The sequence below is a fragment of the Pseudomonas sp. S11P7 genome, from assembly GCF_023195435.1.
GTDB classification, from domain to species: Bacteria; Pseudomonadota; Gammaproteobacteria; order Pseudomonadales; family Pseudomonadaceae; genus Aquipseudomonas; species Aquipseudomonas fluorescens_G.
The window spans coordinates 2,265,727-2,280,751 of record NZ_JALPKS020000002.1; the positions used below are offsets into that span (position 1 = coordinate 2,265,727).

Consider the following 15,025-nt stretch of genomic DNA (forward strand, 5'->3'; position numbering starts at 1 on the left):
CCTATGTCCTTAGAAATTCCGAACGGTGCGACGGTGTACCGCGAAGCGTATTTCCGTGGGCAGCGTCCAGAGCCAGATGTCTGGATTGATCAGTGGGCTGACGAGTACATGCGCATCCCGCGCGATACGGGTGCAGCCGAACCTGGTCAATACCACACTTCGCGCACCCCTTATGCGCGTGAGCCGATGCGCTGTCTATCACCTGCCCACCCGTGCAAGCGCGTGGTGACCATGGTGGCCTCGCAGTTGATGAAAACGCAGATCGCCTTGAACTGGATCGGCGGGCTGATCCATATGGCCCCGTCCAATATCCTGACGTTGTTGCCCAGCCTGGGGTTGGCTAAGCGGGTATCGTCGCGAATTGGTAAAACCATCAAGGCCACGCCGGTTCTGCGTGAGCGCGTGGCGTCCAACCGCTCGCGAGATGCGCGCAACACCATGGACACCAAGGAGTTCGAGGGTGGTTCGCTGTACATCACCACGGCCGGTTCTGCGGCTAACCTGGCGGAGCTTTCCGCACGCTACATCTACGGCGACGAGGTTGATCGCTGGGGCGTGGACGTGGGCGAAGAGGGCGACCCGGTCGAACTGGCCGAGACTCGCGGCAGTACTTTCGGCCGTAACGCAAAGTTTTACTTTTCCAGTTCGCCGACGGTCAGGGGGGCGTCCCGGATCGCTGATCTGTTTGAGGTCAGCGATCAGCGTTACTACTACGTGCCGTGCCCAACCTGTGAACACATGCAGGTTCTGGAGTGGGAGCGTTTGCATTACTCGGCGGATTTTCAGGTTGTGCATTACCAGTGTGCCGGCCCCGACTGCGACGTACTGATCGAGGAACGCTATAAGGGCGAGATGCTGGCGAAAGGGGAGTGGCGAGCACACACCCAAGGCGATGGCGAAACCATTGGTTTTAACTTGAATGCGTTGTACTCGCCGCCCGGCTGGACCGGTTGGGCCTCGTTGGCCAAGCAATTCGAGAAGGCTAAAAAGGCTCAGGCCAAAGGCGATCTGGAGCCGATGCAGGTGTTTTACAACACCCGTCTGGCCAAGGTCTGGGATAGCGCTCAGGAGCAAACCTCAGCCGGTGTGCTGATGGAACGGGCGCGACTGGAAAGCTACGGGCTTGGCTCAATGCCCGACGGCGTATTGATGCTGACCGCTTCCGTTGACACCCAAGCCAACCGCCTGGAACTGATGGTGATGGGTTGGGGCGCTGGTATGGAGCGCTGGGTGGTCGACTTTCAAGTGATCTCCGGCGACCCTGCCGATGAGCGCACCTGGGTGGCGCTGGATGAGTTACTCAAGGCCCGTTACCGACACCCTTGTGGTGCTGAGCTGATGATCATGGCTACTGCGGTCGACTCCGGTGGTAACCATACGGATGAGGTCTATCAGTTCTGTCGTATGCGCCGCTGGCGCAGCGTGTTCGCCATCAAAGGGGCGAGCAAGCGGGGCCGGCCGGTGATCGCGCAGCGACCTTCGATGGTCGACGTGACATGGAAGGGACTGACTGAACGGCATGGCGCCGAGCTATGGATTGTCGGTACCGACACGGCGAAGGACTGGATCTACAACCGCTATGCATTCGACACCGGCCCGGGAGCGCTGCACTTTGCCAACGACCTGCCGGATGACTTTTTCGCCCAGTGTGTGGCTGAGCGCAAAGTTACCCGTTACGTCAGGGGGCATAAACGCATTGAATGGACCAAGGGCAAGTCCGAGCGCAACGAAGCGCTCGACCTGTTGGTTTACAACCTGGCCATGGCGCATTACCTCGGCATCAATCGCTACCAAGATCACGATTGGGCGCGGATTCGCCAGGCGGTCATCCAGTCCGCTTCGGGCGATAGTGGCCAACCCGTTCAGAGCGAGCGGCTCAGCCGGCCAGTCGAAACACCGGCAGCACCACAGGCGCCGCAACCAGCCGTGAAACCACGTCCGACAACGGCTCCCCCACAACGCCGCAGCTCCACCAGTGGCTACCTGAAGAGACGCTGATATGTCATTTACGAAAAAGCACCTCGACGCGGTTGAGGCGGCCATTGCTCGCGGTGAAAAAACTGTGCGCTACACCGACCGTACCGTGGAATACCGCACGGTCGATGAGCTGCTCAAGGCGCGCGAAGAAATACGCTCGTCGCTGGCCAGCGCCGCCGGGCCACGTTCGCGCGTGGTCCGCCTTTATCACGGGGGCAAGGGACTTTAATGGCCCGACATTTTCCGACGTTGACCCGTAACGGCTTTGTGCTGCCGTCAAACATCAAGGCCAGTTACGAAGGCGCTGGTGAAGGCCGCCGATCCGCTAACTGGGACGCTCCCGACAACGGGATCAACAGCATCAACACCCCGGCACTGCGCAATTTGCGGTCGCGCTCCCGGGCAGCGGTTCGCAATGACCCGTATGCCTTCAACGTCATCGACAAGCGCGTCAGCAACCTGATCGGCACCGGCATCACCCCTCGGCCAGCGACCGATGATGATGCCCTGCGCAAGCTGCTTCAGGAACTGTGGAGCGATTGGGTTGATGAATCTGATGCGGATGACCGCACCGACTTTTACGGCCAGCAGGCGCTAGTTGCGCGCACGGTGGAAACATCGGGTGAATGCTTTGTTCGCTTGCGTCCTCGCAGTCGGGACGAAGGCTTGGCGGTTCCGCTGCAGTTGCAGATTCTGGCGCCGGAGTTCGTGCCGCACGACAAATTCGAGAGCACCAAGAACGGCAACGTCATCCGCGCCGGCATCGAGTTCACGCCCGGCGGCAAGCGGGTAGCGTATTGGATGTACCTGTCGCACCCGCGTGATGCGGCCTCGTTGAACGCCGGCTATAACCAGCTAGTGCGCGTCCCGGCCGCGCAGGTGCTGCACATTTTCGAACCGGTCGAACCTGGCCAGTTGCGCGGTGTGCCGCGATTGTCGCCGGTACTCAAACGGCTGCGCAGTCTGGACAACTACGACGACGCGGTGCTGTTCCGTCAGGAGGTGGCCAACCTGTTCGCCGGTTTCATCACACGCCCGGCGCCGGACGCGGGACCGGTTCCACGCGATCCGGTCACCGGCGCTCCGCTGGATCTTGATCGCGACGGGTTCACCCCCATGGTCGCGCTTGAACCCGGCACCATGCAGGAACTCGGTCCGGGTGAGGAGGTGGAATTTTCCAAACCGCCGGACGCGGGCAACAACTACCCGGACTTCATGCGTCAGCAGTTGATGGCTGCAGCGGCGGGTAGTGGTACGCCTTACGAGATCCTCACCGGCGACATGCGCGGAATCAACGACCGAGCATTACGGGTGGTGCTCAACGAGTTTCGGCGCCGCCTGGAACAACTGCAATTCAGCGTGTACGTGCATCAGCTCTGCCGCCCGGTCCGGGCCGCGTGGATGGACATGGCGGTGCTGTCGGGTGTTCTGGTGCTGGACGATTACGCACTGAAGCGCCGCCAGTACCTTCGCACTCGCTGGGTACCGCAAGGCTGGGCTTACATCCAGCCGGTGCAGGACGTGCAGGCGCGAGCGATGGAGGTGAGAGCCGGTTTTTCGTCGCGCAGCGAGATGGTTTTGCGCACTGGCTACGACGCCGAAACGGTCGATCTGGAAAACGCTGCCGATCTGGCACGCGCCACCTTATTGGGCCTCAACTACAACACCCTTGATGCCGTCGAAGACACCGACGACAAGGAGCAACCATGAGCAAGCGCGCGAAACCGCGTATTTACAACCGCGCCGGCAAACGCGTCGAGGTCAAGGACAAGACTTGGTACGCCGTTCATGCCAGCGGCGAGTCCACCGAGCGAGTGATCGAAGTCTTTGTCTATGGCGAGATCGGCGCGTGGGGCATCACTGCCAATCAGTTCGTGCAGGATCTGCGCGCCATGGACGACGGTGTGTCGCCGGTGGTCGCCGCGTTCAACAGTATCGGCGGTGACCTGTTCGACGGGCTGGCCATGCACAACGCGCTGTCGCGGCTGGGCGAGCGCTGCACCGGCCGGATCGATGCACTGGCGGCGAGTGCCGCCAGTGTGGCTGTGTGCGGTGCCCACCGCCTAGTCATCGCGGCGAACGCCATGTTGATGATTCACAACCCATACACCTATGCAGGCGGGGGCGCCGAGGACTTCCGCCGGGTCGCTGACGTATTGGATCAAACCTTGGAGGCGATCATCGCGGCCTATAAGGCCAAGGCGCCCGACATCGATGAGGCCGAGCTGCGACGAATGGTTGATGCCGAAACCTGGCTGACTGCCAACGAAGCAGTGGCATTGGGGCTGGCCGATGAAGTGGGCGACGGCATCAAAGTCAAAGCCTGTCTGGGTCAAGGCGCGGTGCTGCAACGGTTCCAGCACGCACCGGCTGATTTGCTGGCCCAGCTCGACGAGGCACCCGAACCGGATCCGGATCTTGAGCCTGTCGATCCGCCGCCGGTGCCGCCCGTCGTAGACTCGGCCAAGTTGGCATTGATGGTCACTCAGCGCTGCATGGCGGCGGGAATCAGCAACCTGATCGAGCCGCTGCTCAAGTCCACCCAGCTTGAAAGTGAAGACATCGTTTTGGCGGGGCTGGCACGCGCCAAGGCGATTAACGACCTTTGCGTGGCTGCGCGGCTGCCTGAATTCAGCGCCGAGTATGTCGCGGCCGGTCTGGATGCGCCGGCGGTGCGGGCGCGTCTGTTCGACAAAATTGTCACCAGCGGCAAGGGCTTTGAAATCGACAACAGTCTGCCACTGGCGGACGACCTGGCGCCCAAGGTGCTGGCCAAACAACCTGACCCCAACTCGATTTGGGCTGCTCGCCAAGCGGCCCAAACTGGAACCGCGCGCGGCGCGAAAGGAGCATGAGCATGACCATCAAACAGGAACCGATGCACGCAGGTGAATTCCTGCTGTCCGAAGGCGCCGGCACCATTTCGCGTGAAGCGATCAAAATCGCGGCCGGTCCAGCGTTGTGGCCGGGACAAATCCTCGGACTTGTGACCGCTTCCGGCGAATTCGCACCGTACAACCCAACGGCTGAGGACGGCACCGAAAACGCTGTCGCCATTCTTTACGGCCCGCTGGGTGAATCCGATGTGGTGCGTCGCGGTCGCGCCGTGGTGCGGTTGGCCGAGGTCAGTGAAGCGCATTTGACCGGCCTCGATCTGGCCGCCGAGAAAGCACTCGCCGCGCATTTCGTGATCGTCCGCTAAGTCGATCCTTTTTTTGTATGCATCCCGCCGCGTGCGGGATTTTTCGTTTCTGGAGAGTACCCATGGCCGATATCGCCATTTTTGAAGACGAAGCGTTTACCGTTACCTCGCTGACCGCTGCACTCAATGATCAGCCCTACCTGCCGGGCCGCATCAGCGCCTTGGGTCTGTTCCGCGAGGAAGGCATTACCACCCTGACCGTGCAGATTGAAAAGGACGGTGACACCCTGGCACTGGTGCCGGCCGGTGAGCGCGGTGGTTCTGGCCTGGTGGTTGCTGCGAGCAAGCGCAACCTGATCCCGTTCAACACCGTACACCTGCCTGAGCGCTTCACCATCAAGGCGGATGAGATCCAAGGCATTCGCGCCTTCGGCACTCGCACCGAGCTGCAGGCGGTGCAGGACGTGGTCAATGCACGTCTGGCAAAGGCGCGTCGTCAGTTGGATGCGACGCATGAGTTCCAGCGCATGGGCGCACTCAACGGCCAGATCCTCGACGCTGATGGTTCGACGGTGCTGCTGGACTTGTATGAACGCTTCGGTGTTCAGCGTCAGAAGTTGTCCATGGGGCTGACTGAAGCCGGTACCGAGCTGCGGGTCAAGTGCGGTGAGGCGCTGGACATCCAGGAGGATGCGCTGGGCAGCGTGACCAGCACCGGCTCGCGCGCCTTCTGCGGCAAGAACTTCTGGAACAAGTTGATCGTTCATAAGTCGGTCAAGGAAACCTACCTTAACAGTCAGCAAGCGGCTGCCTTACGTGGTGATGCGCGCGAAAGCTTCGAGTTCGGCGGCATCATTTGGGAGCGCTATCGTGGCAAGGTCGCCGGCGTGTCTTTCGTCCACGACGACAAGGCACTGCTGGTGCCTGAAGGCGTGCCGGATCTGTACATCTCGGTGTTCGCGCCGGCTGATTACATGGAAACGGTCAACACCCAAGGTATTCCGTACTACAGCATGATCGAGCCGCTGCCCTTCAACAAAGGCATGGCCGGTGAGGCGCAGTCGAACCCGTTGCACCTGTGCACTCGACCGCGCGCCCAGATCCTGCTGGAACTCTGACCGTGGGCTTTCGCGATCTGGTCGCCGAGGTCGACGCGGTGGTGTTCGAAACGCTGGGCGACACTGCACGGATCGAAGGTCGCGACGAGCCAGTGTTCGGCATGTTTGCCGCGCCCTGGCTGCAACCTAAGTTCGGCAAGCTCAACACCGGGTTGCGCGAGCCTCGCTTCGAGATCCGCGTCAGCGATTCGCAAGGTCTAGAACAGGGCATGTTGGTCAGCGTTGACCTGCCTGCCTTGGATGGCGGCGGTGACTACGACCTGATCCAGCTCGAACCGAGCGGTGACGGGCTGGTCGCCCTGATTCTGAGGTTACGGCCATGAGCGTCGGCAGCTATTTCAAACCCTCGGCCGGGGGCGGGATGATCTCCATCCAGTCCTCGGCCGCACATTCTCAAGCGTTCCAGGACTTTGCCAAGGTGGTGCCGAAAGCGGCTGCTGCGGCGCATCGGCGCGCGATCAACAAAACGTTGGGAAGGTTGCGCACGCACATTGCCCGAGCCGTCAGCCGGTCAGAGCGCATTGCCGTAGCAGCGGTGCGTCAGCGGTTGCGCAGCTATTCAGTTTCCGGCGCGGCCGCGAGCGGCAAATTATGGTTTGGGTTGAACACCATCGAATCCAGCCGGATCGGCCGGGCGCGGCAGACCGGTAGCGGTGTGTCGGTGGCGGGGCGGCGTTACCAAGGTGCCTTTCTCAAGAAGGTCTACGGCAACAAGCCCGACATCTGGATCCGTACGGCCAGCAAGCATTTTAACGCGGACGACTACCCGGACAGCACGGTCTCCCCCAGTCGCGGGCCGAGTTCGGGCTGGGTCGCCGAAAACGGTAGTCGTTTCCCGCTGGCCAAGGCCAAGGTGTCGCTGGAGCAAGCCCGGCCGCATTTCGACAGCTGGGTCAAAAAGGCAGATGAGATCCTGTTGGCGATTCTCAAACAAGAACTCAACTTTGAGCTGCAGAAATACCTCAAGAGGATCGGCAATGTCTGAAGAACCGTTCAGCCTGGACCAGCTTTATCGGGCGGTAGAACAACATCTGCGTACCCACTTGCCTGGCGTGCAGGCCGTCACAGCCTGGCCAGACATTAAGGATCGCGTGTTGCTGCCAGCGGTATTTCTGGAGGTGGCCGAGATCGAGCCGGGTACCGATATCGGTACCGGCGAAACCTCGCTGGTCTGCAAGTTCGAGGCTCGGATCATTGTTGACCCGATCAAGCCGCACCATCATCAACAGGTCGTGCAATTGGCGACGCAGTTGGCGGTGCTGCTGCGTGCGCAGACGTGGGGATTGGCAGTTGAACCCGCCGAGTTTGTGCAATCGCTGCAGGACTTTACCCAGCCGCACCTGGATGGTTACACAGTGTGGCTGGTGGAGTGGACTCAGCAGGTTTATCTCGGCGTTGAGGAATGGCCGTGGTTGGACGAACCGCCAGGGACCTTGGTCTTGGACATTGATCCGGGTGATGGGCCATTCCAGCCCGAGGATCTGCCGTGAGCTACGCAAGCGCCCAGCATGACCGCATGATCGCGGGGGCGGTAAAGGCTTGCTACGTGGTCGCGGTGGATCTGTCCGCATCGCCGCCGGTGTGTCGCGTGTCAGACGGTAGTGAATGGGTCAGCGCTTGGGTGCGCTGGCACAGCATCGCCGCCGGCAAGGCCAGGCATTGGCGGGCGCCGTCTTTGGGCGAGCAGGGCAGTTTGATCAGTCCCAGCGGTGACGTGTCACAAGGCACGTTTGTCCCGGGCTTGTATGGCAATGCCGGACCGCCGCCAGACAACCGCGACCATGTTGAGGTCTGGCGCTTCGATGATGGCGGCTCGCTGATCTACGACTGGCAGGCCAAGAACTACAGCATCACCCTGCCCAGCGGCACGGTCACCATCAAAGTGGCCAGCACGGAAGCGGTGGTGACTGATAGCGCGGTGAACGTGACCACCGGCAACATCAATCTGAAAGCGGCGGTGATGATCCACGGCGCGCTGCACGTTACCAAGGGCATCACCAGCGCCGGCGCGATCATTGATGCCACCGGCAACAGCAATCACCACACGCATTAATTTTCAACTCACCACAGCCCGCCTAGCGCGGGCTTTTTAACATCTGGAGTGTGCCTTATGAGTAAGTCTAGAACTGATGGCGATTCCGACGGCGTATCCGAAGCCATTGCTGTTCCGGGATTGAAACCGGCGCCGCTGGGTTTTCCTGCGACTGCTAACGCGGTGGAACCAATCGGGCCGCCACGCGTTTTCCGCGACAAGGTTTTCACCTCGCGCACCTTGATTATGCCCAGCGGCGGCGCGCTTGCTGTTGTTGCTGGTCGTGTTACCGCATGTGGTGATGATCAATATGCGTTTTTGAAGGCGCATCCAGATCTGGAACAACTGCTGGAGTAATCAAATGATCGGAGTGGATCGCCACACCGGCCAACCCATATCCGGCATCGAGCGTCTGCGGCAAGCCATTGGCGACATTTTGAGCACGCCGCTGGGCAGTCGCCGGCACCGCATGGAGTACGGCAGCAAGCTGCGGCGGTTTGTCGATTTGCCCGTTAATGAGGGCTGGAAAAGCGCCGTACAGGCCGAGGTTGCCCGCGCCCTTGGGCGCTGGGAGCCGAGCTTGAAACTCGACCAGGTTCGCGTCATTTCCGTCATTGGCGGGCGAATCAATCTGCAAATCGTCGGGAAATACCTGGGCGACGGCGTCACGTTGGAGGTGGCTGCATGAGTACCGTTGATCTGTCGTCGCTGCCGGCGCCGACCGTGCTGGAGCCTCTGGACTTCGAGGAGGTTTATCAGGACGGGCTGAGCGTGTTTCGCGGGTACATGGGTGGTAACTGGACGGCTGCGCTGGAAAGCGATCCAGTGGTCAAAGTGCTTGAGGTCGGGGCTTACAACAAGGTCGGCAACCGCGCCCGAGTCAATGACGCCGGCAAAGCGCTGCTGCTGGCCCATGCCATTCGCGGCGACCTCGATCACTTGGGTGCAAACGTCAATCTGCAGCGCCTGGTCATTCAGGCCGAAGATCTGCTGGCGGTGCCACCAGTGCCCAAGGTCATGGAAGACGACGAACCGTTTCGCGAGCGCATCCAGTTGGCCTATGAGGGTTTGACCACGGCCGGCCCGCGTAACAGCTACATCCTGCACGCGCGTAACGCCTCGGGGTTGGTGGCGGATGCCACGGCTGAAAGCCCGAAGCCTTGTTACGTTACGGTAACGGTGCTGGGGTTAGAGGGGAGGGCGAAGCGCCGCCGGAGCTGCTGGCGACGGTGGCTGCTGCGTTGAATGACGATGACGTTCGACCGGTCGGTGATCGGGTGACCGTGCAGAGTGCGCAGGTGATCCGTTACGAAATTGACGCCATCTTGCACATGGCCAGCGCTGGCCCTGAAGCGGATGCCAGTTTGGCCGAGGCGAAAAGCCGCTTGGCAGCCTGGATCAACCCACGCAAGCGGCTGGGCGTCGAGGTCGCCCGCTCCGCTGTCGACGCCCAGTTGCACGTTGCCGGCGTTGCCCGAGTCGAGTTGGTCGGGTGGCAGGATCTGGCCCCGACCAAGGCGCAAGCGGCGTTCTGTACGCAGTACAACGTGAGGCTGGCGGGCTGATATGAAAAGTTTACTGCCGCTCAACAGCACGCAACTGGAACGGGCCATGGAGGCCGCCTTTTTTGAAAAGACGATTGTCCCACTGCGCGACCTCTACAACCCCGACACCTGTCCGGCGCATTTTCTGCCGCATCTGGCGTGGGCGTGGTCTGTCGATCGCTGGGACTACCGATGGTCTGAGGCAACCAAGCGCGCGGCCATCAAGGCGTCTTACTACATCCACAAACACAAGGGCACCATCGGCGCTTTGCGCCGTGTGGTCGAGCCGCTGGGCTATCTGATCGAGATCGTCGAGTGGTTCCAGACCGTGCCGGAAGGCGTGCCGGGCACCTTCGCGCTGAAGGTCGGGGTTCTCGATACCGGCATCACCGAAGAAATGTATCAGGAGCTTGATCGCCTGATTGACGATGCCAAGCCCGTCACCCGTCAACTGACCGGGCTGGCGATCAGCCTTGAAACTCAAGGCAATTTGAATATCGCCGTGTCCCTCTACGAAGGCGACGAAATCGACGTGTACCCGCCCGTCATGCGTGACATTGAGGTCACTGGCCGCTTTGGCGTAGTCGGTCGCGAACACACCATAGACACCCTGGACGTTTATTATGATTGATGCGAATTCGCAGTTTTTCGCGATCCTCACAGACGTGGGGATGGCCAAGCAGGCGAATGCCGACGCGCTCGGCATTCCCTGGCTGATCACGCAAATGGGCGTCGGGGATGCCAATCCGAACGGACTGGCGGACCCGCCCAACCCGGTGCCGTCGGCCAGTCAAACCAAGCTGCTCAACGAGTGGCGCTGCAAGCCGCTGAACCAACTGAAGATCGACCCGATCAACCCGGCAGTAATCATCGCCGAGCAAATCATTCCGGCCGACGAGGGCGGTAAGTGGATTCGCGAAATCGGCCTTTACGACGCGGACGGCGATCTGGTGGCGGTGGCCAACTGCGCGCCAAGCTTCAAACCGCTGCTGTCGCAAGGCTCGGGCCGCACGCAAATCGTGCGCATGAACTTCATTGTCAGCAGCACGGGCAACATTCAGCTCAAGATCGATCCGGCGATTGTGCTGGCCTCGCGGGCCTACGTCGACGCGGCCATTCTGGAAGTGCTGCCGAAGAACAAGGCGGCAGGCCAATACACCCGCGTCAAGGTCAATGATCGCGGCGTGTTCGTGTCGGGTGATAACCCGGAAACGCTGGCTGGGATGGGCATTAAGGACACCTACACGAAGCCGGAAATTGAGGCGATGATCGCGCAGGCCTCGGCGCTGCCAGTTGGTGCGACGGTGGCGTTTCCGCTCGACAAGGTGGCGCCCGGGTTTCTGGAGCTGGACGGCAGTGTTAAGAGCATCGCGGTTTATCCCGATCTGGCCGCTTTCCTCGGCACGGCCTTCAACAAGGGCGATGAGGGTGCCGGCAATTTCCGCTTGCCGGACTCGCGCGGCGAGTTCCTGCGTGGTTGGGACCATGGGCGCGAAGTGGATGCGGGCCGTGCGGTCGGTAGCTGGCAAGTAGGTACGGCGACGTATGGTGATGGTGATGGGCAAAACCTGCCTGTGCCGAACATGAACAACGCGGCGCATGTGCGAGTTCTCGGGTTGGAATATGACACCGCTCCGGCTGTTTCCGAACCGGTCACAGTGTTGGCAACAGCAACGGCTACAGTCTCGCTAAGCATGGAAGGCGTGCAAACGCCTGGAACGGCTTATGGCGGCGTCGACTTCATGCGTTCCCGGCCTCGAAACATCGCGGTCGTATGGTGCATTAAGGCGTGGAACGCGCCGATTAATCAGGGGAATATCGACATTGCTGCGCTCGCGGCTTTGGCGACGCAAGCCACGGAAATCAAACTGGGTACGGCCAAGATCGCCACGCAGGCGCAGACCGTTGCCGGCACCGATGACGCCACGATTGTGACCCCGAAAAAACTCAGGCTAGGTTTTTTGTCGAGCCTTACGCCAAACGGCTATGTGGTTTTCCCTAGCTGGCTTGGCGGTTTTACCATTCAGTGGGGGCTTGGGAGCTACGTCGATAAAACGCCGATAAGTTTCACGCTTGCATACGCAAATGCTTGTTTTGTCGTGCTGGCCACGGACGGGACGGTTGCCACTGCGGCGGCCTCGGACGTCGTCCCATATGGCGCTGCGCCTGACACGCTGTTGAAAACTGGATTTATGCTGCGTTCCTCGCTTGGCGCTATCGGTGGCAACGTCTTCTGGATATCAGTAGGGAGTTAAACATGGGTATGCAAAGGCTTTATGCGCAGTCAACGGGCTGCACTTATTTCAAGGGCTTTCATAGTGAGATTCCCAGCGATGCGGTGGCGATCAGCGAGGCGCGTTTTCTAGAAGTCTTGGCGAATCCGCCCTTGGGCAAGCGACGAGGTCACGATGAAGGCGGGCTGCCGATTCTGGTCGATATGTTGCCGCCGAGTTCTCAGGATCTGGCGGCGGCAGAGCGCGCTTGGCGTGATGCTGAAGTAATGCGGGTTTCTTGGCTGCGCGATCGGCATCGGGATCAGGTCGAAGTGGGGGCGGCCACTACCCTCAGTGCTGAGCAGTTCGCCGAATTGCTGGTGTACTTGCAGGCGTTGCGGGACTGGCCGCAATCTGATGTTTTTCCCGATGTGGCTGGCCGGCCACTTCTGCCGGAGTGGATCGCCAATCAAACCCAATAAACGCCCCGCACTGACGGGGCGTTTTTATTTTCCGTTACTCGTAACACGAACACCCCTTACAGCCTCGCTTATGCGGGGCTTTTTCGTTTCTGGAGACTGACCCTTATGAGTTTTTTCCACGGCGTCACGACCACGTCGGTCGACACTGGCGCGCGCACCATCTCGCTGCCGTCGTCGTCGATCATCGGTCTGTGTGCCACCTTCACCCCGGGCGTTCTCGGCGGCGGCACGGCCAAGGCCGGCGAACTGAAATTGATCACCACCGAGCGCGAAGCCATTGCCGCCTTCGGCGCCGATTCGGCAATCACCAAGGCCTGTCAGGCGATCTACGTCAAAGCCAAGGCGGTGATCGTCGCCATCGGCGTGGCCAAGCTGGAAGACCCTGCGCTGCAAACCTCGGCAATCATCGGCGGCGTGCTGGAGTCGGGGCAGCGTACTGGCTTACAGGCGCTGCTCGATGGCAAAAGCCTGTTCAACGCCCAGCCGCGGCTGTTGATCGCACCGGGCCATACGGCGACTCAGGCGGTGGCCACGGCGCTCGACAGCGTGGCGCAGAAGCTGCGCGCGATCGGCATCATCGACGGCCCGGGTACGACCGACGAGGCTGCTATTGCCTACGCCGAGAACTTCGGCAGTCGCAACCTGTTTATGGTCGACCCGGGCGTCAAGTACTGGGACACCATTACCAGCAAGACCGTCGACGCGCCCGGTTCGGCTTGGGCGGCGGGCCTGTTTGCCTGGACGGATGCTGAATACGGTTTCTGGGCCTCGCCTTCGAACAAGGAGTTGACCGGCATCACCGGAACCGGTCGCGCGGTCGAGTACCTGGACGGCGACGAGACCTGCCGGGCCAACCTGCTCAACAACTCCAATATCACCACGATCATTCGCGATGACGGTTACCGCCTGTGGGGTAACCGCACGCTGTCGAGCGATCCAAAGTGGGCATTCGTTACCCGCGTTCGCACGCTGTTCATCCTCATGGACGCGGTGCAGGCCGGGCACAAGTGGGCGGTTGACCGCTCGATCACCAAGACCTACGTGACCGATGTCACCAACGGTCTCAACGCGTTCATGGCCGACCTGAAAGCCCAAGGCGCGATCATCAACTTTGAAGTGTTCCCCGACACCGAACTGAACACGGCCAGCCAGATCGCCCAGGGCAAGGTGTATTGGCGCATCCGTTTCACCGACGTGCCGCCGGCAGAAAACCCGAATTTCCTTTTCGAAGTCACCGATCAATGGATGACCGAAGTGCTTGAAGCAGCCTAAGGGGGCGTAACCAATGATTCCTCAGACTTTGTACAACACCAACCTGTTCGTCGACGGCGTGAACTTCTCCGGCGACGTGCCCAGCCTGACGCTGCCCAAGCTGACCACCAAGACTGACGAATATCGTGGGGGCGGCATGGCCGGCCCCATCGAGATGGATCAGGGGCTGGAAAAAATGGAAGCCTCGTTTGTCACCAAGGGCGTGCGTCGCGAGTCGCTGAAGTACTTCGGCCTTGCGGACGGCACGGCGTTCAACGCCACGTTCCGTGGTGCCTTCAAGGGCCAAAAGGGCGCGGTGACAGCGGTCGTTGCCACTCTGCGCGGTCGGCTCAAAGAGGTCGATCTGGGTGACTGGAAAGCCGGTGATGCGGCCGAGATCAAACACGCCGTAGCGGTCACCTACTACAAGCTCGAAATCGACGGGCGCCTGATGTACGAAATCGACATGGTCGCCGGCATTCAGGTGATCGACGGCAAAGACCAACTGCTCGAAGTGCGCAACGCACTCGGCCTGTAAGGAATAGATCCAGATGACTCAAGCAATCGCTAAAAACCTGCCGGCCTGGCTGTCGCTCAGTGCAATCGGTGCCGTTGTAACGCTGACCCGTCCAAGCAAGGCCAACAGTGTCGACGTCGAGACCTTGAACCTGCGTAACCCGACCGTGCGTGAAGTGCGTGCGGCTGATCGTGCTGCCAACGGCGATGATGAACAGCGCGAACTGATGCTGTTCGCCGGTCTCGCCGAAGTCGGACTGAAGGATCTGGAAGGCCTCAAGCTGACGGATTATCGCCGCGTGCAAACGGCGTATTCGCACCTGGTACCGAAAACCGATTATTCGGACTCCATGCCGGCGTGGTTGTCGCTGACCACCGATCAGGTGCTGGTAACGCTGTCGTGTCCGAGTGAAATCAACGGCGTGACCGTCGACAAGCTGGCCTTGCGTTCGCCGACCGTGGGCGACGTGCGGGCGGCCAACCGTGAAGTCGGTGGTGATGATGAGCAGCGCGAGCTGGTGTTGTTTGCTGCATTGTCCGGTGCGCCTGTCGCGGATCTGGAGGGGCTGAAGCTGGTGGATTTTAACCGCTTGCAGGCCGGCTATTTTCGCATGGACAACGACGACGGGCTTTAACCCCAGCGTGATCAAGGCGGCGGCGAAACGTCTGGCGGCGGAAACCGGATTTTCCGCCGCCGAGATCCATTCGATGCCGTTTGCGGAAATGGTGTGGTGGCTCACGGATTGAGCC

Annotated in this window: 18 protein-coding genes and 1 pseudogene; all 19 read left to right on the forward strand. The window is 60.8% G+C overall.

What is annotated here, in order from left to right; all coding sequences use genetic code 11:
- Positions 1-3: 3 nt before the first annotated feature.
- The 19 genes and pseudogenes from M0746_RS10620 to M0746_RS29430 all read left to right on the forward strand — a co-directional run bounded on the left by M0746_RS10620 (position 4) and on the right by M0746_RS29430 (position 14,910).
- The gene (locus M0746_RS10620; protein WP_258449129.1) at positions 4-1,998 is read left to right on the forward strand and encodes a phage terminase large subunit family protein; all 1,995 of its coding nucleotides are present in this window, start codon (positions 4-6) and stop codon (positions 1,996-1,998) included.
- Position 1,999: 1 nt separating this feature from the next.
- On the forward strand, positions 2,000-2,206 hold the full coding sequence (locus M0746_RS10625) for a phage head-tail joining protein (RefSeq protein ID WP_041481045.1): 207 nt from the start codon (positions 2,000-2,002) through the stop codon (positions 2,204-2,206).
- On the forward strand, positions 2,206-3,687 hold the full coding sequence (locus M0746_RS10630; RefSeq protein WP_258449130.1) for a phage portal protein: 1,482 nt from the start codon (positions 2,206-2,208) through the stop codon (positions 3,685-3,687). The genes M0746_RS10625 and M0746_RS10630 overlap by 1 nt, the downstream gene beginning before the upstream one ends.
- Positions 3,684-4,832 (forward strand): head maturation protease, ClpP-related, encoded by a 1,149-nt coding sequence (locus M0746_RS10635; RefSeq protein WP_258449131.1) that lies wholly within the window; start codon positions 3,684-3,686, stop codon positions 4,830-4,832. Before M0746_RS10630 ends, M0746_RS10635 begins: the two co-directional genes overlap by 4 nt.
- 2 nt (positions 4,833-4,834) lie before the next feature.
- The gene (locus M0746_RS10640; protein WP_258449132.1) at positions 4,835-5,179 is read left to right on the forward strand and encodes a head decoration protein; all 345 of its coding nucleotides are present in this window, start codon (positions 4,835-4,837) and stop codon (positions 5,177-5,179) included.
- A 62-nt stretch (positions 5,180-5,241) separates the two neighbouring features.
- A complete protein-coding gene (locus M0746_RS10645; RefSeq protein WP_258449133.1) occupies positions 5,242-6,237 on the forward strand; it encodes a major capsid protein in 996 nt (331 codons plus the stop codon).
- 2 nt (positions 6,238-6,239) lie between these two features.
- Complete coding sequence (locus M0746_RS10650) at positions 6,240-6,560, forward strand: head-tail joining protein (RefSeq protein WP_041481040.1); 321 nt, start codon at positions 6,240-6,242, stop codon at positions 6,558-6,560.
- Positions 6,557-7,222 (forward strand): hypothetical protein, encoded by a 666-nt coding sequence (locus tag M0746_RS10655; protein WP_258449134.1) that lies wholly within the window; start codon positions 6,557-6,559, stop codon positions 7,220-7,222. Before M0746_RS10650 ends, M0746_RS10655 begins: the two co-directional genes overlap by 4 nt.
- Positions 7,215-7,727 (forward strand): hypothetical protein, encoded by a 513-nt coding sequence (locus M0746_RS10660; protein WP_258449135.1) that lies wholly within the window; start codon positions 7,215-7,217, stop codon positions 7,725-7,727. The genes M0746_RS10655 and M0746_RS10660 overlap by 8 nt, the downstream gene beginning before the upstream one ends.
- Positions 7,724-8,290, forward strand: coding sequence for a phage baseplate assembly protein V (locus tag M0746_RS10665; RefSeq protein WP_258449136.1), 567 nt, complete (start codon positions 7,724-7,726; stop codon positions 8,288-8,290). The genes M0746_RS10660 and M0746_RS10665 overlap by 4 nt, the downstream gene beginning before the upstream one ends.
- Before the next feature lie 57 nt (positions 8,291-8,347).
- Positions 8,348-8,626 carry a hypothetical protein gene (locus M0746_RS10670; protein ID WP_258449137.1) on the forward strand — a complete coding sequence of 93 codons (279 nt, stop codon included), beginning with the start codon at positions 8,348-8,350 and terminating at the stop codon, positions 8,624-8,626.
- 4 nt (positions 8,627-8,630) lie between these two features.
- Positions 8,631-8,957, forward strand: coding sequence for a GPW/gp25 family protein (locus tag M0746_RS10675; RefSeq protein ID WP_258449138.1), 327 nt, complete (start codon positions 8,631-8,633; stop codon positions 8,955-8,957).
- A pseudogene (locus tag M0746_RS10680) lies at positions 8,954-9,834 on the forward strand (baseplate assembly protein). Before M0746_RS10675 ends, M0746_RS10680 begins: the two are co-directional and overlap by 4 nt.
- A gap of 1 nt (position 9,835) precedes the next feature.
- On the forward strand, positions 9,836-10,444 hold the full coding sequence (locus tag M0746_RS10685) for a phage tail protein I (RefSeq protein ID WP_258449139.1): 609 nt from the start codon (positions 9,836-9,838) through the stop codon (positions 10,442-10,444).
- A complete protein-coding gene (locus M0746_RS10690; protein ID WP_258449140.1) occupies positions 10,437-12,068 on the forward strand; it encodes a phage tail-collar fiber domain-containing protein in 1,632 nt (543 codons plus the stop codon). The genes M0746_RS10685 and M0746_RS10690 overlap by 8 nt, the downstream gene beginning before the upstream one ends.
- A 2-nt stretch (positions 12,069-12,070) precedes the next feature.
- Positions 12,071-12,508 carry a phage tail assembly chaperone gene (locus tag M0746_RS10695; protein WP_258449141.1) on the forward strand — a complete coding sequence of 146 codons (438 nt, stop codon included), beginning with the start codon at positions 12,071-12,073 and terminating at the stop codon, positions 12,506-12,508.
- Between the two features lie 105 nt (positions 12,509-12,613).
- The gene (locus tag M0746_RS10700; RefSeq protein WP_258449142.1) at positions 12,614-13,780 is read left to right on the forward strand and encodes a phage tail sheath family protein; all 1,167 of its coding nucleotides are present in this window, start codon (positions 12,614-12,616) and stop codon (positions 13,778-13,780) included.
- Positions 13,781-13,793: 13 nt separating this feature from the next.
- Positions 13,794-14,297, forward strand: coding sequence for a phage major tail tube protein (locus M0746_RS10705; RefSeq protein WP_064364595.1), 504 nt, complete (start codon positions 13,794-13,796; stop codon positions 14,295-14,297).
- Positions 14,298-14,310: 13 nt separating this feature from the next.
- The gene (locus M0746_RS29430) at positions 14,311-14,910 is read left to right on the forward strand and encodes a phage tail assembly protein (protein ID WP_446731329.1); all 600 of its coding nucleotides are present in this window, start codon (positions 14,311-14,313) and stop codon (positions 14,908-14,910) included.
- Positions 14,911-15,025: the final 115 nt, after the last annotated feature.